Origin of the sequence: Halobacillus sp. HZG1 (genome assembly GCF_035818575.1) — a bacterium.
Classification (GTDB): domain Bacteria; phylum Bacillota; class Bacilli; order Bacillales; family Halobacillaceae; genus Halobacillus; species Halobacillus litoralis.
In genome coordinates this window covers 277,727-294,780 of sequence record NZ_JAYLVQ010000061.1, presented here as the reverse complement: position 1 = coordinate 294,780, position 17,054 = coordinate 277,727, and the positions used below count along the sequence as shown (strand labels likewise).

General features: G+C 44.4%; 21 protein-coding genes. 12 read left to right on the top strand and 9 right to left on the bottom strand.

Annotation, left to right across the window (positions count from 1 at the left end; genetic code table 11):
* The first annotated feature begins 268 nt into the window (after nucleotides 1–268).
* Together VKA52_RS10540 and VKA52_RS10535 are read left to right on the top strand one after the other, a co-directional pair.
* The gene (locus tag VKA52_RS10540; RefSeq protein ID WP_326315632.1) at nucleotides 269–1,603 is read left to right on the top strand and encodes an efflux RND transporter periplasmic adaptor subunit; all 1,335 of its coding nucleotides are present in this window, start codon (nucleotides 269–271) and stop codon (nucleotides 1,601–1,603) included.
* The gene (locus VKA52_RS10535) at nucleotides 1,603–4,680 is read left to right on the top strand and encodes an efflux RND transporter permease subunit (protein WP_326315631.1); all 3,078 of its coding nucleotides are present in this window, start codon (nucleotides 1,603–1,605) and stop codon (nucleotides 4,678–4,680) included. Before VKA52_RS10540 ends, VKA52_RS10535 begins: the two co-directional genes overlap by 1 nt.
* A gap of 136 nt (nucleotides 4,681–4,816) precedes the next feature.
* Here VKA52_RS10535 and VKA52_RS10530 read toward each other — a convergent pair whose 3' ends face one another.
* The 3 genes from VKA52_RS10530 to VKA52_RS10520 form a co-directional block, all read right to left on the bottom strand.
* Complete coding sequence (locus tag VKA52_RS10530; protein ID WP_326315630.1) at nucleotides 4,817–5,188, bottom strand: PilZ domain-containing protein; 372 nt, start codon at nucleotides 5,186–5,188, stop codon at nucleotides 4,817–4,819.
* Nucleotides 5,189–5,280: 92 nt separating this feature from the next.
* A complete protein-coding gene (locus VKA52_RS10525) occupies nucleotides 5,281–6,003 on the bottom strand; it encodes a CBS domain-containing protein (protein WP_326315629.1) in 723 nt (240 codons plus the stop codon).
* An 81-nt stretch (nucleotides 6,004–6,084) separates the two neighbouring features.
* Nucleotides 6,085–6,312 (bottom strand): hypothetical protein, encoded by a 228-nt coding sequence (locus tag VKA52_RS10520; protein ID WP_326315628.1) that lies wholly within the window; start codon nucleotides 6,310–6,312, stop codon nucleotides 6,085–6,087.
* Nucleotides 6,313–7,284: 972 nt separating this feature from the next.
* Here VKA52_RS10520 and VKA52_RS10515 point away from each other — a divergent pair.
* Complete coding sequence (locus VKA52_RS10515) at nucleotides 7,285–7,614, top strand: helix-turn-helix domain-containing protein (RefSeq protein WP_160910964.1); 330 nt, start codon at nucleotides 7,285–7,287, stop codon at nucleotides 7,612–7,614.
* 15 nt (nucleotides 7,615–7,629) lie between these two features.
* Here the strand turns inward: VKA52_RS10515 and VKA52_RS10510 are convergent, their stop codons facing one another.
* Together VKA52_RS10510 and VKA52_RS10505 are read right to left on the bottom strand one after the other, a co-directional pair.
* A complete protein-coding gene (locus VKA52_RS10510; RefSeq protein WP_442788841.1) occupies nucleotides 7,630–8,061 on the bottom strand; it encodes a phosphatase PAP2 family protein in 432 nt (143 codons plus the stop codon).
* 146 nt (nucleotides 8,062–8,207) lie between these two features.
* The gene (locus tag VKA52_RS10505; RefSeq protein ID WP_160910966.1) at nucleotides 8,208–8,972 is read right to left on the bottom strand and encodes a sugar phosphate isomerase/epimerase family protein; all 765 of its coding nucleotides are present in this window, start codon (nucleotides 8,970–8,972) and stop codon (nucleotides 8,208–8,210) included.
* A gap of 212 nt (nucleotides 8,973–9,184) precedes the next feature.
* On the opposite strand from VKA52_RS10505, the gene VKA52_RS10500 reads away from it, so the two are divergent.
* The 3 genes from VKA52_RS10500 to VKA52_RS10490 are packed head-to-tail and all read left to right on the top strand — an operon-like array spanning nucleotide 9,185 to nucleotide 9,930.
* The gene (locus VKA52_RS10500; RefSeq protein ID WP_326315627.1) at nucleotides 9,185–9,382 is read left to right on the top strand and encodes a hypothetical protein; all 198 of its coding nucleotides are present in this window, start codon (nucleotides 9,185–9,187) and stop codon (nucleotides 9,380–9,382) included.
* A 36-nt stretch (nucleotides 9,383–9,418) separates the two neighbouring features.
* Nucleotides 9,419–9,664 (top strand): hypothetical protein, encoded by a 246-nt coding sequence (locus tag VKA52_RS10495; RefSeq protein ID WP_160910970.1) that lies wholly within the window; start codon nucleotides 9,419–9,421, stop codon nucleotides 9,662–9,664.
* Nucleotides 9,665–9,711: 47 nt separating this feature from the next.
* Nucleotides 9,712–9,930 carry a hypothetical protein gene (locus VKA52_RS10490; RefSeq protein WP_326315626.1) on the top strand — a complete coding sequence of 73 codons (219 nt, stop codon included), beginning with the start codon at nucleotides 9,712–9,714 and terminating at the stop codon, nucleotides 9,928–9,930.
* Here the strand turns inward: VKA52_RS10490 and VKA52_RS10485 are convergent.
* Genes VKA52_RS10485 through VKA52_RS10475 form a run of 3 tightly spaced genes read right to left on the bottom strand, consistent with a single transcriptional unit; the run spans nucleotide 9,915 to nucleotide 10,733 of the window.
* Nucleotides 9,915–10,205 carry a hypothetical protein gene (locus VKA52_RS10485; RefSeq protein ID WP_160910973.1) on the bottom strand — a complete coding sequence of 97 codons (291 nt, stop codon included), beginning with the start codon at nucleotides 10,203–10,205 and terminating at the stop codon, nucleotides 9,915–9,917. The genes VKA52_RS10490 and VKA52_RS10485 overlap by 16 nt on opposite strands.
* A 1-nt stretch (nucleotide 10,206) precedes the next feature.
* A complete protein-coding gene (locus VKA52_RS10480; RefSeq protein WP_160910975.1) occupies nucleotides 10,207–10,530 on the bottom strand; it encodes a hypothetical protein in 324 nt (107 codons plus the stop codon).
* A 5-nt stretch (nucleotides 10,531–10,535) separates the two neighbouring features.
* Nucleotides 10,536–10,733 carry a hypothetical protein gene (locus VKA52_RS10475; protein WP_326315625.1) on the bottom strand — a complete coding sequence of 66 codons (198 nt, stop codon included), beginning with the start codon at nucleotides 10,731–10,733 and terminating at the stop codon, nucleotides 10,536–10,538.
* Between the two features lie 43 nt (nucleotides 10,734–10,776).
* Here VKA52_RS10475 and VKA52_RS10470 point away from each other — a divergent pair, with 43 nt between their 5' ends.
* Nucleotides 10,777–11,193, top strand: coding sequence for a hypothetical protein (locus VKA52_RS10470; protein ID WP_326315624.1), 417 nt, complete (start codon nucleotides 10,777–10,779; stop codon nucleotides 11,191–11,193).
* Here VKA52_RS10470 and VKA52_RS10465 read toward each other — a convergent pair.
* Nucleotides 11,190–11,621: an Hsp20/alpha crystallin family protein gene (locus tag VKA52_RS10465; RefSeq protein ID WP_237417394.1), complete on the bottom strand. Its 432-nt coding sequence runs from the start codon at nucleotides 11,619–11,621 to the stop codon at nucleotides 11,190–11,192. The genes VKA52_RS10470 and VKA52_RS10465 overlap by 4 nt on opposite strands.
* Before the next feature lie 368 nt (nucleotides 11,622–11,989).
* On the opposite strand from VKA52_RS10465, the gene VKA52_RS10460 reads away from it, so the two are divergent.
* The 5 genes from VKA52_RS10460 to VKA52_RS10440 all read left to right on the top strand — a co-directional run bounded on the left by VKA52_RS10460 (nucleotide 11,990) and on the right by VKA52_RS10440 (nucleotide 17,045).
* On the top strand, nucleotides 11,990–13,297 hold the full coding sequence (locus VKA52_RS10460) for an ABC transporter substrate-binding protein (protein ID WP_326315623.1): 1,308 nt from the start codon (nucleotides 11,990–11,992) through the stop codon (nucleotides 13,295–13,297).
* A gap of 176 nt (nucleotides 13,298–13,473) precedes the next feature.
* Complete coding sequence (locus VKA52_RS10455; RefSeq protein WP_089652024.1) at nucleotides 13,474–14,334, top strand: carbohydrate ABC transporter permease; 861 nt, start codon at nucleotides 13,474–13,476, stop codon at nucleotides 14,332–14,334.
* On the top strand, nucleotides 14,334–15,158 hold the full coding sequence (locus tag VKA52_RS10450) for a carbohydrate ABC transporter permease (protein ID WP_160910985.1): 825 nt from the start codon (nucleotides 14,334–14,336) through the stop codon (nucleotides 15,156–15,158). Before VKA52_RS10455 ends, VKA52_RS10450 begins: the two co-directional genes overlap by 1 nt.
* A gap of 72 nt (nucleotides 15,159–15,230) precedes the next feature.
* Nucleotides 15,231–16,271 (top strand): LacI family DNA-binding transcriptional regulator, encoded by a 1,041-nt coding sequence (locus tag VKA52_RS10445; RefSeq protein ID WP_326315655.1) that lies wholly within the window; start codon nucleotides 15,231–15,233, stop codon nucleotides 16,269–16,271.
* Between the two features lie 51 nt (nucleotides 16,272–16,322).
* On the top strand, nucleotides 16,323–17,045 hold the full coding sequence (locus VKA52_RS10440; RefSeq protein WP_326315622.1) for a ThuA domain-containing protein: 723 nt from the start codon (nucleotides 16,323–16,325) through the stop codon (nucleotides 17,043–17,045).
* Nucleotides 17,046–17,054 lie beyond the last annotated feature (9 nt).

Sequence of the window (17,054 nt, the reverse complement as noted above, 5' to 3'; positions counted from 1 at the left end):
TTTTTTATGCATTCGTTTATTGTGATAAAGCAAGGACGGGGCAAGTATGAAATGATTTCATTACCAAAATTAGTCACAATTTTGTCAATTTCGTAGGAATACTACAAGTTGCATTACAAATCGCGATTTAGTAACATTAATCGTAATTATGACTACATGGTCAGTGCGTTTTTTATAGGTATCCTCTTGATCGCTAAGGGGAAAAATAATAGAAGTAGATAAAAGTCCGGGAGATTTACGAGAGTCTGATATGGAGAGGAAGTCTTAGATGAAACGTTTGATTTTCATGTTCATGGTGCTCTTCTTTGTAACCGCTTGTAATCAGGAAGAAGCCAATGAAGAAATAGAGGAGCGGATCACACCGGTCAAAGTGGAGTCTGTGAAAAAAGAGGATTTTGTCGTGGAACGTAAACTGGTGGCCCGTGCAACGGCTGCTGATACTTCACCTGTTTTACCTGAAACCCCTGGAGAATTGGCGACCTTGAATGTTGCTAAAGGGGACAGAGTAGAAAAAGGTGAAACCGTAGCCGTCGTTCGACCGGGAGGCAATGTAGATAATCAGGTGGAATTGCAGCAAATCGCCGTTCGCCAAGCTCAAACGCAGCTTGAAAATGCGCAAGTATCCAAAGAGCAGGCGTCTGAAGGTGTTGAAAATGCGAAGGAGCAGGTTGACCTGGCTAAACAAGCCTCACAATCGCAGGCAAGTCAAACGGCTCAGGCAGCGGAAGCAGCGAAGCAACAGTATGAACAAGCCAAGCAACTGGCGGATGAAACGAAAAAATTAGCCGATGAAGGCACGATTCCCGATGCGCTCTATCAGCAAGCGAAGAATCGTGCAGATCAAGCGTATGCGCAATACCAGCAGTTAAATGGGCAGCAGCCTCAGTCTTCATCTGCAGTAGCACAAGCAGAAGCGCAAGTCGATCAGGCAGAACAACAATTGGAGCAGGCCCGTGTAGCGGTGGAGCAGGCAGAGCTTCAGGTAGAACAAGCCAATGTTCAATTGAACCAGGCTCAGGAACAAGCCGAAAATGAAGCAATTACTGCACCTACATCCGGCGAAGTGTCGACAGTGAATGCAAGTGAAGGGGACATGGTCAGTAATCAACAACCACTTGCCACGATCGTCAGTCTTGATCCCATGACGATTACCGCTTCCGTCACGGCCGATCAACTTTCCCTTTTTGAAAAAGGAGCGGAGCTGACCGTCGATCTTCCTTATCTGGAAGAACAGGTCGACTCAACCGTAAGTTACGTTTCTTCCGTTCCGGATGATACAGGACTCTATCCCGTTGAAGCGACCGTTAGTAATGGGGATGAAAAGATTAAACCAGGGATGATGGCGACGTTCTTACTTCCTGAAAACGTTGTAGAAGATACGCTCATTGTCCCGACAGACAGCCTCATCGAACAAAATGATGAAACATTCGTTTATCAAGTAGTGGACGAAAAAGCCGTCCAGGTTCTCGTTTCCGTTTTAGAGTCTCAGTCGGATTTCACAGCAGTGTCTGGAAACCTTCCTGAAGATGCGACGGTCATTACGACAGGGCAGCTCACCTTGGAAGACGGGGGTCAAGTGACCATCATGGAGGAGGATTCCTGATGAAGCTTGTTAATCTTTCCGTCAAACGACCTGTGGGAGTCATTATGATTGTTGCTGCCATTCTTGGTCTCGGGTTTGTATCCCTCCGCAGTTTGACCATTGATTTGTATCCGGAAATTGACCTGCCGATCGCGGTGGTCTCGACGTCCTATGAAGGAGCAGCCCCGCAGGAGGTCGAAAAACTCGTCAGCCGGCCCGTGGAGTCTTCCGTCAGCAGTATTGAAGGGCTCGAAGTGCTCCAGTCTCAATCACAGGCTGGGGCCTCGCTCGTTCTTATGCAGTTCAATACAGGGGTAAACCTTGACAGTACGCTTTTACAGGTCAGGGAAAATGTCGATCAGGTGACCGGACTTTTACCAGAAGGCGCCTCTGATCCTAGTGTTCTCCGTTTTGATCCGCAGCAGCTGCCTATCATGACGGTAGGCTTGTCAGGAGATACACCGGATGAACTCCAAAAAGTAGCAGAAAACCGGCTGGTTCCTTTTCTTGAACGGCAGGAAGGAGTCGCCTCTGTCAGCATAGAAGGCGGTCAGACAAAAGAAGTTCAAGTCCTGGTGGATCGGGCACAGATGGCTACATACGGCTTGGATTCTCAAACGTTGATTCAGGCGCTGAATGCAGCCAATCAGTCAGCCTCAGCAGGAACCATCGAGAAAGGACAGAAGGATCTTCAAATCCGGATTGATGGAGAATTCAATTCTGTGGAAGATGTGAGAGAGACAAGAATTCAATCTCCTACAGGTGCCCAGGTGACGCTTGGTCAAATTGCTGAGGTGAACGAAACGCTTGCCAATTCCAATACCATCAGCAAGGTGAACGGTTCATCTTCCGTGGTACTTTCCATCTTGAAGAAGACGGATGCGAATACCGTTGAAACCGCCGATAACGTACGGGAAGCGATGGATGAGCTGGACGCCGACCTCCCGGAAGGTGTCGGCACAAGCATTGTTCTGGATACATCAGAATTTATCAAAATCTCGATAAACAGTGTCGTTTTGAACATCATCCTCGGCGGTATTTTTTCCGTCTTGATCCTATTGCTGTTTTTGAAAAGCATTCGTGCGACGCTCGTGATCGGGTTGTCGATACCGATTGCCATCATATCGACATTTACTCTCATGTACTTCACCGGTGAAACATTGAACGTCCTGACGATGGGAGGACTTGCTCTCGGGATTGGAATGATGGTGGACAGCTCTATCGTCATTCTGGAAAACATCGTCAGCTACCGACAACGGGGATATTCGATGGTCGAAGCGGCTAAACAGGGGGCGTCAGAGCTGGCGCCAGCTGTTGTAGCCTCTGCAACAACGACACTCGTCGTCTTTCTACCAATCATATTCGTAGAAGGTATCGCATCTGAATTGTTCACGCCGCTTGCGTTGACGATCATGTTCGCGCTCATTGCTTCCTTAGCAGTGTCTGTGACTTTAATTCCTATGCTTTCTTCGAAACTGTTAACGAAATCCTTGAAAGAAGAGGGACGCCGGTACTGGTTTAACCGCTTTTTAGAAAAAGTGAATGATGGCTACCGCTCAATATTGAGATGGGTATTGAAATTCAGAAAAACGACCATCGCCATAACATTCGCTCTCATCGCAGGAAGTGTAGCCCTCATTCCTTTGATTGGAACAGAGTTCATTCCCCCTTCCGATCAAGGACAGGTGGAAGTTCGAGTGAACATGCCTGAAGGGACATCACTTGAAGAAACGGAAGCCCTCACTGAAGAGATTGATGTCAAGATTGAAGACTATAGTGAAATTATAGATGTCAGCTATCTTTCTATTGGCGGAGGTTCGATGGGGAGCATCGGAAACGGCTCGTCTGACTTTGCTTCCTATACGATTCAGCTTGTCGAACCTTCGAAGCGGGAAAAAACGACCCAGACCGTCATGGAGGAATTAAGTGATTCCCTCTCGGGCATTCCAGGTGCTGAAATCGAAGTAAGTGAGTTGGATGCAGGTCTTGGAACGGGAGCACCACTGCAAGTGCAAATCAATGGTGGAGAATATGAAGTATTGGATGAACTGGCTGGCCAAGTCGCTTATTTGATGAATGAAATCGACGGGGTGCAGAATGCGACGTCATCGACGGATGAAGGACGTCCTGAAATGCAGATTGAAGTGGACCAGGACAAAGCGTCTCAATACGGCCTGACAGAGCAACAAGTGATCAGTCAGGTGCAGATCGGTTTCAGTGGTCAAGTTGCGACCCGGTATCGAAATGGAACAGATGAAATTGATGTCCGTTTTATCCTTCCCGAAGATGAGCGGCAGACGATTGCAGATTTAGAGGGGATGTCGGTCCAGGCACCGAATGGCACACTGATTCCACTCGCCACCATTGCAGAGTTGAACCAAGTTCAGGGGCCTGTATCTCTGCTCCGTCAAAATCAACAGCCGCAAGTGAATGTGGAAGCAGAAATTTCGAATATTGATCTGGGTACGGCAACAGAAGAAGTGCGGGCAGAGCTTGAGCGTCTGAACTTTCCTGATGGCTACTCTTATACCATTGGAGGACAGGCGCAGGATATGCAGGAAGCTTTCGGCGACTTGTCTCTTGCTTTGATTTTCTCGATCTTCCTTGTCTACGCCGTCATGGCGATACAATTTGAGAACTTTTTGTTCCCATTTATCATCATGTTCTCCTTACCGGCAACCATCATCGGAATTTCAGGGGGGCTATTTGTGACCGGTTTGCCATTCAGCTTGCCGGCCTTTGTAGGAATCATTATGCTCGCAGGGATTGTTGTAAACAACGCCATCGTACTGGTCGACTACATCAACATCCTGAGACGGAAATCGTATGATCGTTACGAAGCCATTTTAGAGGCAGGACCTAACCGTCTTCGTCCCATCCTGATGACGACCTTGACGACAGTGCTCGGAATGGTCCCATTAGCGATTGGAATAGGCAGAGGTGCTGAAGCGCAACAGCCGCTGGCGGTCACCATCATTTTCGGCCTGACCGTATCGAGCTTTTTCACGCTTGTACTCATTCCTGTCGTCTACACCTACTTTGACGATCTATCAAACAAAATCACAGGCTTCTTCCAAAAAAGAGCCCAAAAAGAATAACTTACATTTTTTGGTGTACCAGGTCATCCAGATATTGGATGACCTGGTACACCATTTTTTTACATCTAATCTTTAATTTATCCATCGGTGAAATTGAAAAATACGTACAACTCGAGGCAAAATAAAAAAGCCTCCTTTACGGAGACTTTGTTTCCATGGGATCATTTTGAACAGCTTCAAGGGAATCCCCTAGCTTCTCAATGATCTCTTTTAGTTGATCTGGAAATTCAAATACGTGTACACCACACGTCATTTGCTGCTCTTCCGTTTTCATCCAAATGAGCCGGCCTTCAGCTGTGAAGGTCTTATTTTCAAAAATGAAGGTGAGAATCAACTCATCTTTCATAGACAATCCAGGTTGAGAATCACAGGAAAAGCGTAATCCGTGCATACTGATGTCTTTCACTTCCATAGGCCCTGAAACATGGCTGGTGAATTTCTTGTTGTAAAAACCCGGGAGAGGTGTTTGGAATGGATATCGGAAGGGTTCATGTCTGCGTTCATTCATGCTTACATCCCTCTTCCTTAACTAGGATAGTTTAATCATATCCTCTCAAAGGGGAACGTTCAATAATATTAGCTTTTTCATTTCGAAAAAATTCAATCATCGTCCGTTTCACGTCTGTCAACTTTAATTAAATCCCATGTTGTTACAATTCCCATCGGCATATCATCTGGGCTTCCCGTTTCGGTCAAAACAACGGCTTTCAGTTTACGATTTTCATTTAAACTTCTCTCGAACCGCTCTTCCAAGTCAAATACAGTCGCACCCGCTTTTAAAAATTCTACACTACGATCCTTTTCAACGGGGAGGACGTCAGAAGCGCAAATATTTTCGAGAACGATTCTTCCATTTGGATGATTTTGTGATAACCAGCGGACGATCCCGTCATTCGTAAGTAAACCGGAGAAAGCACGGTCCTTAGTATAAATAGGGAATTGTGAAATCCCGTGTTGGTCGAAAGCCTCCATCACATGGCTGAGCGCTGTATCTTCTTTAAAATAGAGGACGGGACGAGTGGCGAATTCCAGGGCTTCCGGTGGTTGGTCAAGCGTTCGTTTAATTCGTTTCAAGGCCATTACAACGTCTTCATGAGGAGTGGCGATGAAATAGTCTCCACTGATTCTTTCGTGGACGATGGCATTTCTGAGTTTCGCATACTGCTTCAGCTGTTCGAAGTGGATACGGATGACGCTATGTTTCAGTTTGGAACGCTGAAGAAGCTCCACAAAATTATCATTTTTCGGGAAACCATTCAGTTCTTTCAAATGTTGATGGATCTGGTTGAATGTAACTTCAAACTGCTCCACAATGTCATTCATCTTATTCACCTTTTCCTAAGCATTCTCACTCGTTTTTACAGTTAGTGTGTGAATCCTGCACAAAAGTGATTCATCTTAACCTCAATTCGATATGGAATTTAATGAAGAAGGTTTATATTTAAGAATAGCTCCCTTTTCTTGAAGACACAGTTTCGACGTTTGTGCAGTGGGTTGGGGCTGCGGGGGATGACTCGCTTTCCGCGGGAGCGCGGTGAGCCTCCTTGGGTTCTCTCGACCTTCTTCCGCAATAGCAACAGCAATTTTTTCTTTTGATACGTCTAAACCTACGTATTTAATGGTATCCTTCATAGTAATTAGCTCCTTCCGTAATGTAGCTCTGATTTAGGTAGTGTTTTTAACAGTAAACAGTCTACCCAAGTCAACCTACGATTTTACGAGTCAGGGGCTAGTTTCGTTCATGATAACTCGGACTGCGTCCTGTGGGGTCTCACCAAGCACTTTTTTTCTCTTAGATATCCGGTTCCGGCGCCTAGCGGCTAGTGAGACTTCCCTCGCTTCTGTACGATAAGTCAACATCGAATCACTTCGTTCTCCGTGTTTCCTTTATCTCCGCCAGCTCAGTCCAGTCCATAGGCCGCTGATCGAGGCGCCTCCACACTTAAAATAGGAGTCTCGCCATTCCCCTACGCCCCTTTGCCATATAAGTATCTCGAAACCACTACTTAAAAAATCAGTTCGTATGGTTAGGGGAAGTGGATGACCTAAACTCTACCCAATGGTCGTTTGGAAAACGTAAATACTTGATACAAAGCCCATTACGCCTGCCTATGTGAGAAGGATTAGAACCTTACTTATAAGTGCAGGGGTTCTATAATCCACCTATCAAAATCATAAGAGCTGCCCTTTTAGTGTTGGTTTTGAGAATCTATCCATGGAAAAGGGGCGGAGGGAAACGGTGAGACTCCTATGGGACGTGTGGGACAGGTGAGACCCCGGAAGGCTTAGCCTGAGGAGGCTCACCGCCCGCCCCATGGAAAGCGAACCTTTTTCCCGGAGATCCTAGAAACACACAAAAGTCTCGAAACTGAGTCTTCCACAATCCTGTCATATACTTGAACAATAGCTAAAAAACGTTCGTTAAAGTAATATTTTTCACTAAATAATTTGTATGATTGTACGATATAAAAGATGGGGAATACGAAGTATACACAGAAGAGAAAAGAAAGCATACATAGGACTCCGTACTGATTTTTCGTGCTTTAAATAGAACGGTTGTTCAATCTGTGCTATACTCATATCAACAAGAAAGAAGGTGAGATCATGATCGGTGAGCGCATTCAAAAAATTCGTAAAGACCGACATATGTCGCTATCTGAATTGGCCGAAAGGGCAGGAGTCGCAAAATCTTATTTGAGTTCGATTGAGCGTAATATCCAGACCAATCCATCTATTCAGTTCTTGACTAAAATCTCTCAGGAACTAGACGTTTCGATCAACTTTTTACTCCACGGAGAAAACGAACCTCATGATGAAACGCTGGATAAGGATTGGATGAATTTAGTTCAGGAAGCGATGAATTCAGGGATCTCTAAAGAACAATTCCGTGAATATTTGGAGTTTAATAAATGGAGAATCCACCAGAATAAATAAAAGCCTGACTCTTTTTTAAGAGGTCAGGCTTTTTTCTTGCGGGAAACGCGGCTTGCGGCTGGATAATTTGTTGGTGGTGACAAAAAGAGAGATACCCAAAACAGCCCCGATTACCACATCAGAAACATAGTGATGACCAAGGTACACTCTTGAAACAAGTATCATCGACCCTAGAAAGATCCCAGTCCATTTGAAACTGTTCTCCATTAACCACAGCAAGGCGATAAAGATACCCACAATCAAAGCTTGCTCACTTGGAAAAGAGGCGCTCGCTTCTTTTTCAATCAATGGCGACACCTCTTCAAGGGCTATGAAAGGCCTTTCCCTTGGTGCGACCCAGCGAACGATCCTGCTTATGACGAGTCCCATCACAGAGGAAGCAATGGCTGCAATTCCGAGTTTCCTCGTCGTTTTTGAAAAAGCTAAAAAAATGAATAATGCCATCATCGCTTTGTATCCCCATGATGAAATGAAGATCATGAGTGCATCCACCCAATCAACTTCAGAAAAATTGTAAATCCATAATACAAGCGTTTTTTCCATTGGTTTCTCCTGACATAAAGAAGGAGCGTGAAAGCATCACGCCCTTCCATTTATTTATTCAACTGTGGAAACTTTTCTTTTAAGTAATTCATACTGATCTCCAGACTTTCTAAAGGTGTGCGCCGGCTTTCATCCTGCTCGACAATCCAGTACTTCACTCCAGCCTTCTCTCCAAGAACAAATACGGTATCTAAATCAACTCCACCAGTTCCGAGCTCGGCGAAATATTGTTCTTCGTCAAGGGTCATGTCCTTCAAATGGATCAATGGTGTACGTCCCTGGTAGCGGTCGATCCATGCAGAGGGTTGATCGCCTGCTTTTTGAAGCCAGTAGATATCAAACTCCGCCTGAACCTGTTTCTCATCTGTTTCCTCTAGAATCGCATCCAGAGGTTTTCTCCCATCCGGCAGCGGCTCTAATTCAAAATCATGATTATGATAACACAATGTAAGGCCATGTTCTCGGCATTCATCACCGATTTCTTTCAAATCCTCAATTAAATTCATATAATCGGCTTCACTTCGATCCTCGATGTACGGACAGACCACATATTCGCTGCCAATTGTTTTTTGATCTTCAATGACCTGCGGAAGATTGTTCTTCAGTTGCTCCAAAGGGACATGGCTGGAAGCGGCTTTCAAACCAAGTTCATCCAACAATGTTTTGACTTCTGAAGCTGTTAAGTCGCCAAATCCGGCGAACTCTACAGCATCAAAGCCAAGGTCTGCTACTTTCTTTAATGTTCCCGCAAAGTCTGCTGCTGTTTCATTTCGCAGGGTATAAAGCTGCACTGCGATAGGTATAGGTGTATTCATATCGATCCCGTTCCTTTCCTTTTCATTTTCTACTACACTTATCAAAATTAGATTTCCATTGTCGAATTCCCTTCCGAAATTGAAAAATAACCTGAAGAAAGTAGAAAAATGAAAGCCGAAAGTGGCGGATCCATTCCATTATGCCGACTTTGAAAGAGCTTAGATACCGCTTAAGATAACGCTATAACTAAACATATAAAGGTGGAATACGAATGGATTGGAAAGAAATGATGCTGCAATTGAATGAAATTTACACCCTCTGCTGGATTTGTAAAAAAGAGCTTCGTGACTATGAAGTGTGCAAGGTTACAGATGGAAGCAATCTTGATATTGACTTGTGTTTTGAGTGTTATGGGATGCAAGGGGCAGATGCAGGTTTGTCCGAGAAAGACACATTCCAATTGTTCTAGAATAGGATATCAGAAGAAAAGGTGAGGTGAATAAGAATGCCCGTATCTGTCGTCTTCAATCAAATTGCTGTCAACTCCATTACGGAAAACGGAATGATATCCACAGGGCAGAATAATCAGCCGGATTGGTCCTGGCAAGGAAAGAATAACAATGCTGCAGGAATTCCCGTCGGCTTTTTCATCGCGACCAACAATGTGAATACCATTATTGATAATGATGTCACTGATACACCAATTATTACGCCTACCGTCAACAACCCTCAACCAAACGTCCAGGTATAGGGGGAGTTCCAATCGATATCAAATTTGACTCCATCTATGTCAATCACATGACAAGTAACTCAGGTATATTCGTAGGGCCGAACACGCAGACCCACTGGGAGTCGCAGGAAAAGCAGAATGCAGCTCTTGGTACGGTTGTAGGTGATGGAAACATCATTTCTAATAATGTCAATGTCATTCATGATAACGATGAAGTGGATATGCCGATTACAAAAGTCACATGTCCATCAAAAAAGGAGAATGGAGCGGATCATTCTACTGGATGATCCTCCATTTTCTTTTCCATGAGTTTTTGAACCCACTCGGGAATTTCCTGGCCATTTTCCTGGGACATCAGGTCAAGGATGGCAGAGTCACTTAAAATAGAACGTAACCCTTCCAGGGTATTCCCATCACCAAAAACGTTCCCGAACCCCTGGTTATGCTTCTGGTGGCTCTCAAATCCTGTGGGGATATTGTTGCCCATGTTCAAACATGAGGCATTTTCAATCGTTCCAATCCTAATGTTTCCTATGAAAAAGTAAGGAGACAGACCGGCCATATTAGGAATCCTCCTTTGATTTGAAGCTGAACTTCAATCCGTTGTCCGTTCGACTCAACTCAGGACGGGAAGAGGGTTTAGGTTTGACGTTCACACCAAAGTTGTTGCCCATGTTGAGGGCTCCGCTTAATTCATCGATATCTAAATGGTCCAACTGGAACGTCAGCTGTTCAAGATTGGGGTCATGAATATCCACCTGGTCAAAATGGATATGGTATTCCACATGCTTCCCCTGCATTCCCTGGATCACTTGTTTTAGTGCATGGATCTCTTTTACAAGATCATCGATATCCGTTTGCTTTTGGCGACGTTTTTTAAAGAACATATCGTCTACACTCTTTTAGAAGGCCGTTTGATGACTAGGTGTTTACTGTGCTGGAGGGTGTTTTTATCACCGATGATTCTTCCATTTCCTTCCCAACTCTGCTGCACCGCCTTAAATCCGTACTGGAGGTTGGTTCCTGAAAAGATCCCCGATGTGGCACTGATTTGGTCCACGGACAAATTCTTAAACTGAATGTGACTCATATCATCACCTCCTATGACTAATGTATGAAAGGAAAAGATAAGCATGAAAGACATTATGAATTGGTTCAATCCTTTGGGGAAAGGCAGCTCTTTTCTTCCTGACGATTTAATGGATATGGGGAAGATGAATGACTTCGTACAACAGTCGATTCAGGAAGCAATGATGCCAAAAGAGCAACAAAAACCGACACATTCGAACGGGGATTATAAAGTGATGGAGCTGATGAAAGAAGTTGTCGTTATCATCCCCGTTCCTTTGGATGTGGATGTAGAAGGGATCCGGTTGAGTGTAGGAAGTGGGAAACTGTTTGTAAGCGGAATATGGGTAGAAAGGATGGAGATTGCGCTGCCTGCTCAGACGAGCAGAAGAAATGGGTATGCCCAATACCAGGATGGGGCGATTGAAGTTCGTTTACAAAAAAAGAGCTCCGATGAAAAAGAGATCTTCCTGCACTTTTAAAGGTCCTCGAGATCAATCGGGATTTCTCTGTTTTTCTGACGTTTTAGTATAGTGACAATCAACAAGCCATCTTTGTAGGCCGTCGCGATATCTTCCGCAGTAAAATGGAAGGGGACAGGAATCACCCGTTTAAAGTTTCCCTTCATGCGTTCGTTATGGATTAAATCTTCTTGTGCTACGGGGTAATCGGGAGTAATCTCCCCCCTGACAATAATGGACGTGCCCTCCTGGGTCAGATAGACCGGGTCATTCTTTGTTAAACCTGGCAGTTCAATCACAAGGACAGCCTGATCTTCTGTTTCAAAAAAGTCGTAAGAAGGACCGCGCTTTGGAATCACATGATGCATGTCGTTCCAGAAATCCTCCCCTAGCACCTTTTCCACATTTTCTGAGAAGGCGTCCCAATTTATCGGACCGTTCTTTTTCATCATTTCTTTCACCTCACTCTTACAAAGTATGTGGAAGGGCGTGTGTTCATGACATGACACCTGAAAGACGGTTAGAAACGAATAAATGTAAACGCTGTCTATTTGGAGAATTATTTGAAAAATGGTGTTGTATTTGTATGACCCCCATGTTATGATTTACTCAACTTCATTAATCAATGAATTTTGTGCAAACGTATTCACATCATAATCAATAGCACTTTTATGACTCATTGTGGACAAGCTGATGAGTTTTTTAACTACCATTTGCGCAAACGTATGCGCTTAGGGTTTCATAAGTTGAAAAACTCTTTTCTTAGGTGTGGTATGTAAGCGGATTCAAAGATTGATAAAAAATAGGGGTGGATGAGATGAAAAGAAACAAATTTTATTCTGGTATTGCCACAGCATTGTTGGCGTCCACGGTAGCTCTTTCTGGTTGTTCATTTGGATCCGACGACAGCGGCAGTTCAGATGACAGTGCTTCAGGCGATGCCGTTACCGTCGATGTCTTTCAGTTTAAAGTAGAGTTCAAGGACCAGTTTGAAGAGCTTGTTTCCATGTACGAAGAGGAAAACCCGGACGTAAACATCAATGTAAAAACCGTTGGTGGAGGTAACGACTACGGGGCTTCCTTGAAAACATCATTCTCTTCTGGAGAAGAGCCTGATATCTTCAACGTCGGCGGACCGACGGACGTCGATGAGTATGAAAAATACTTAGCTGACCTTTCTGATACAGATGCAGCAAACGCAGCTCTTGAAGGTACACTTTCCGGCGTATCTCGTAATGATCAAGTGTTAGGTCTCCCTTTCAACCAGGAAGGATACGGCCTCCTTTATAACAAAAAAGTTTTTGAAGAAGCAGGAATCAATGCTGAAGAAATTACGACATTTGAAGCATTAGAAGAAGCTGTCCAAACGTTGGAAGATCAAAAAGGCGAACTTGGAATTGAAGCACCATTTGCATTCCCTGCTAAAGAAAAATGGGTCATCGGTAACCACTTGGCCAATGCGTATATCGCAGATGAATTCAACAATGACATCATGGAAGCTTATGAAGCGGATACGATTGAATTCCAGATGGGTGACCAAATGAAGCGTTTCGTAGACCTTCAAAATGAGTACTCTGTACAGCCGACACTGAGCCTTGACTATTCTCAACAGGTAGAGGAAAACTTCTCTCTTGGAAAAGTTGCTATGATTCAGCAGGGTAACTGGGTTTATAACACAGTTGAATCCATGGATCCCGAATTTGCTGAAAACAACGTCGGCCTTCTTCCAATTCCTGTAGAAGGTTATGAAGGAAGCATCCCTGTTGGTGTACCAAACTACTGGGTTGTAAACAAAGAGTCTGATGATGAAGTCGTACAAGCAAGTAAAGATTTCCTAGATTGGATGTACACGTCTGATCAAGGTAAGAAATTCGTAACCGAAGAATTTAAGTTCATTCCTGCATACGAAGGGTACGAAGATCAGGAAATCGCAGATCCGATTTCTCAGGAAATCTATGAGTATGCAAATGAAGGCAACACTCTTGGATGGGTATTCCTTGGTGCGCCGACTGGCTGGACGGAAGACGCATTCGGAGTTGCTGTACAAGAATACCTTGCTGGAGACATCAGCTGGGAAGAAGTCGAACAAAGAGCAACGAAAGCTTGGGAAGATTCTCGTCAATAATTAGTGAAATTGGAACCAGTAAGGGCTTTGGGCCCTTACTGGTACTATAAAAGATCCCCTCTATTAGGATATTTAAATAGATAAGTATGTTAATAGATGGGATGTTTTATCCAATCGTATGAAATCGATATCATAATGTGCGGTTCAGACCGCTTAAAGCATTGGAGGAGTAATACATGCAGAATCGAAGTTTATCTTTCTGGCTGTTCCTGACGCCGGTGATTATGGGTCTTGGAATAGTCGTTGTCATTCCTTTCTTATATGGTCTCTTCTATTCCTTCACGGATTGGAACGGGATTACAGCTAATGCATTCATAGGTTTTGAGAATTACATTAACCTTTTCCAGGAAAGTGAATTCATGGATTCGATCTGGTTTACGGTTAAATTCGCTGTTGTAACCGTCATCCTTTTGAACATCATGGGGCTTGGACTGGCTCTTCTAGTTACACGTAACATCAAGTCAGGCAACCTTCTGCGTACCGTATTCTTTATGCCGAACTTGATCGGTGGTCTGATTTTAGGATTCATCTGGCAGTTTATCTTCATTAGTGTGTTTGGAGATATCGCTGGTCTTACTGGAATTGAAGGCTTAAACGGCTGGCTGTCTACGACGAACACCGGTTTCTGGGGCCTTGTTATCCTGACCGCATGGCAGATGGCCGGGTATATCATGATTATTTACATTGCTTATCTTGAAAACATTCCAAAAGAATTGATTGAAGCAGCGAAAATTGACGGAGCAAGCAGCTTCCAACGCTTCAAAAACATTACGTTCCCGCTCGTTGCACCGGCATTCACGGTCAGTATGTTCTTGACGCTTTCTATGGCCTTCAAGATCTATGACCAGAACTTGTCCCTGACAAACGGCGGACCGTTCAACTCCACACAAATGGTAGCGATGGAAATTGTACGTACCGCGTTCTCTGATAATCAAATGGCTTACGCTCAGGCCAAAGCCGTTATCTTCTTCTTGATCGTTGCTGTCATTGCATTGACGCAAGTGTATTACAACAAGAAACGGGAGGTTGAGATGTAATGAAAAAGAATAAAGAAAAACGGAATTTAATTTCCATTGAAATTCTCGGCCTTCTGCTTGGTCTGATCTGGATTGCGCCTTTCTATTTGATGATCGTCAATGCGTTCAAAACCAAGCGTGACATCTTTTCCGGCGTTCTCGGTTTTCCTGAAGAAGCTGTATTCTCGAACTTTGTCGAAGCATTTATTGATTTGGCCTTCCTGAAGTCGCTGTTCAACTCGGTTTTGATTACAGGCTTGAGTATCGCCATTATCATCCTGTTCTCTTCCATGGCAGGATACGCTTTAGCAAGGAACAAAAGTAAACTCAGCGGCATCATCTTCTTCATTTTCGTTGCAGCGATGTTGATCCCGTTCCAGTCGGTCATGATTCCACTCGTCTCTATTTTCGGGCAGGCGGACATGCTGAACGCTGGTGGATTGATCTTCATGTACCTTGGTTTCGGCTGTAGTTTGTCGATCTTCCTTTATCACGGAGCGATGACAGGGATTTCGAAGTCCATGGACGAAGCGGCCATCATTGATGGCGCGAACCGTTTCCAAACGTTCTGGTACATCATTTTCCCATTGTTGAAGCCGATTTCCGTAACCGTAGCCATTCTGAACGTCATTTGGATTTGGAACGATTACCTCCTTCCTTCTCTTGTGTTGAGTGAATCCAATGCGACGATTCCATTGAAGATGTTCTACTTCTTCGGCCAATATACCAAACAATGGCACCTGGCACTTGCTGGTCTGACCATCGCGATTCTGCCAGTCATTATCGGCTACTTCTTCGCTCAAAAACAAATCATCAACGGTGTATCTGAAGGAGCCGTGAAATAGGGATTAGCTTCAGTACATTTATGAAGAATCAATAGAGAATAAAAGATAAATAGAAGAAAGGAGTCGATGCGCGTGTCTGTCACGATTAAAGATGTGGCGAGAGTTGCGAATGTCGCTCCTTCTACGGTATCCAGGGTCATTTCCGATAGTCCGCGGATCAGTGAACGGACAAAACGGAAAGTGAGAAAAGTGATGGAGGAACTTGGTTATCACATCAATTACAATGGCCGCGTCCTCGTCAGCCAATCGACGCAGACGATCGGTATTGTTACGAAAGTTTCTACCGTCCACTCATTTGATAATCCCTTTTTCTCAGAATTGTTGAGGGGAATCAGCGATGCATGTCATGAAGAGGATTACAGCATTTATTTGACGACAGGCAATACAGAAGAAGCGATTTTCAAAGAAGTCGTCAAAATGGTACAGGGAAAGCGGGTCGATGGGGTGATCGTCTTGTACTCTCGGGAAGATGATCAAGTCGTCCCGTACCTAAGGGAATGCAACTTTCCTTTCGTGATGATCGGAAAACCTGTCAATCGGGCAGGTGAAACGATGTTTGTAGATAATGACAATATCCTCGCAAGTAAAGAAGTGACGGATTACTTGATTCAACTTGGCCATGAGAGGATCGGCTTTATCGGAGGGGACTATCATTTCGAAGTAGCCAGGGACCGTTTAGAAGGATTTCGACAAGCTTTGGCGAATGGTCAAATAGAGGAAGACAAGAACCTACAAAAAAATATCCAATCCGGACTGGCGGATGCCGATCAAGTGGTGGAGGAGCTCCTGCAGATAAAGGACCCGCCCACGGGCCTTGTCATCACTGATGATTATAATGCATTGACCGTGATGAGAGCATTGACTTCCAAAGGTTTGAAACTGCCGGAGGATATGAGTATCGTCGGGTTCAACAACACCATGATTGCCCGTTTATCAAACCCTGCACTAACAACGGTAGATACCCAGTCGTTTCAATTGGGTCATGAATCAGCCAGGAGCTTGATCGATTTATTGAACCGGCCGGACATGATCAAAAAAAGTGTGATCATCCCGACGGTCATCGTTGAAAGGGATTCCTGTCACCCAAAAAACACAATCAAACAAACGGATTAATTTTTTTCCACAGAAAGAGAGCGCTTATTTTTATAGAAAAGGGGAATGAACATGAACGTACTAGTATGGAATGAAAACCGCCATGAAAAAGAGAACCAGGTTGTTGCTGATATTTATCCAGAGGGGATTCATAGTGCGATCGCGGATTTTCTCGGTGAAGACCATGAAAATGTGAAAACAGCGACATTGGACGAGGAAGAGCATGGTTTGACCGATGAAGCCCTTGCAGAAACGGACGTACTCGTCTGGTGGGGACACAAAGCTCATGACGAAGTGCAGGATGAAATTGCTGAGAAGGTCAAGCAGCGCGTCCTTGAAGGCATGGGACTGGTCGTTCTTCACTCTGCCCACTTTTCGAAGCCGTTCAAAAAATTGATGGGCACGTCCTGTGACTTGAAATGGCGTGAAGCAGATGAGAAAGAGCGCATCTGGGTCGTTGATCCAAGTCACCCGATCACGGAAGGCATCGGCGAATTCATTGAAATCGAAAAAGAAGAGATGTATGGCGAACACTTTGATATCCCAACACCTGAAGAATTGATTTTTGTCAGCTGGTTTGAAGGTGGAGAAGTGTTCCGCAGCGGCGCCACTTTCCGTCGTGGCAGAGGAAAAGTTTTTTACTTCCGCCCGGGACATGAAACGTATCCGACCTACTACAACAAAGAAGTACAAACCGTCATCCGTAATGGTGTGAAATGGGTGAACAACACAGAAACGCCGACACCTGTTTACGGAAATGCTCAACCTTTAGAAGAAATTTCAACTAAATCATAAAGGAGCTTT

Coding starts and splice junctions, on each gene's coding strand:
- VKA52_RS10535 (WP_326315631.1), top strand. CDS start 1,603: ATGAAGCTTGTTAATCTTTCCGTCAAACGACCTGTGGGAGTCATTATG.
- VKA52_RS10540 (WP_326315632.1), top strand. CDS start 269: ATGAAACGTTTGATTTTCATGTTCATGGTGCTCTTCTTTGTAACCGCT.
- VKA52_RS10495 (WP_160910970.1), top strand. CDS start 9,419: ATGCCCGTATCTGTCGTCTTCAATCAAATTGCTGTCAACTCCATTACG.
- VKA52_RS10475 (WP_326315625.1), bottom strand. CDS start 10,733: ATGAGTCACATTCAGTTTAAGAATTTGTCCGTGGACCAAATCAGTGCC.
- VKA52_RS10525 (WP_326315629.1), bottom strand. CDS start 6,003: ATGAATGACATTGTGGAGCAGTTTGAAGTTACATTCAACCAGATCCAT.
- VKA52_RS10530 (WP_326315630.1), bottom strand. CDS start 5,188: ATGAATGAACGCAGACATGAACCCTTCCGATATCCATTCCAAACACCT.
- VKA52_RS10505 (WP_160910966.1), bottom strand. CDS start 8,972: ATGAATACACCTATACCTATCGCAGTGCAGCTTTATACCCTGCGAAAT.
- VKA52_RS10460 (WP_326315623.1), top strand. CDS start 11,990: ATGAAAAGAAACAAATTTTATTCTGGTATTGCCACAGCATTGTTGGCG.
- VKA52_RS10520 (WP_326315628.1), bottom strand. CDS start 6,312: ATGAAGGATACCATTAAATACGTAGGTTTAGACGTATCAAAAGAAAAA.
- VKA52_RS10440 (WP_326315622.1), top strand. CDS start 16,323: ATGAACGTACTAGTATGGAATGAAAACCGCCATGAAAAAGAGAACCAG.
- VKA52_RS10480 (WP_160910975.1), bottom strand. CDS start 10,530: ATGTTCTTTAAAAAACGTCGCCAAAAGCAAACGGATATCGATGATCTT.
- VKA52_RS10470 (WP_326315624.1), top strand. CDS start 10,777: ATGAAAGACATTATGAATTGGTTCAATCCTTTGGGGAAAGGCAGCTCT.
- VKA52_RS10510 (WP_442788841.1), bottom strand. CDS start 8,061: ATGATGGCATTATTCATTTTTTTAGCTTTTTCAAAAACGACGAGGAAA.
- VKA52_RS10450 (WP_160910985.1), top strand. CDS start 14,334: ATGAAAAAGAATAAAGAAAAACGGAATTTAATTTCCATTGAAATTCTC.
- VKA52_RS10500 (WP_326315627.1), top strand. CDS start 9,185: ATGGATTGGAAAGAAATGATGCTGCAATTGAATGAAATTTACACCCTC.
- VKA52_RS10490 (WP_326315626.1), top strand. CDS start 9,712: ATGACAAGTAACTCAGGTATATTCGTAGGGCCGAACACGCAGACCCAC.
- VKA52_RS10465 (WP_237417394.1), bottom strand. CDS start 11,621: ATGAAAAAGAACGGTCCGATAAATTGGGACGCCTTCTCAGAAAATGTG.
- VKA52_RS10485 (WP_160910973.1), bottom strand. CDS start 10,205: ATGGCCGGTCTGTCTCCTTACTTTTTCATAGGAAACATTAGGATTGGA.
- VKA52_RS10515 (WP_160910964.1), top strand. CDS start 7,285: ATGATCGGTGAGCGCATTCAAAAAATTCGTAAAGACCGACATATGTCG.
- VKA52_RS10455 (WP_089652024.1), top strand. CDS start 13,474: ATGCAGAATCGAAGTTTATCTTTCTGGCTGTTCCTGACGCCGGTGATT.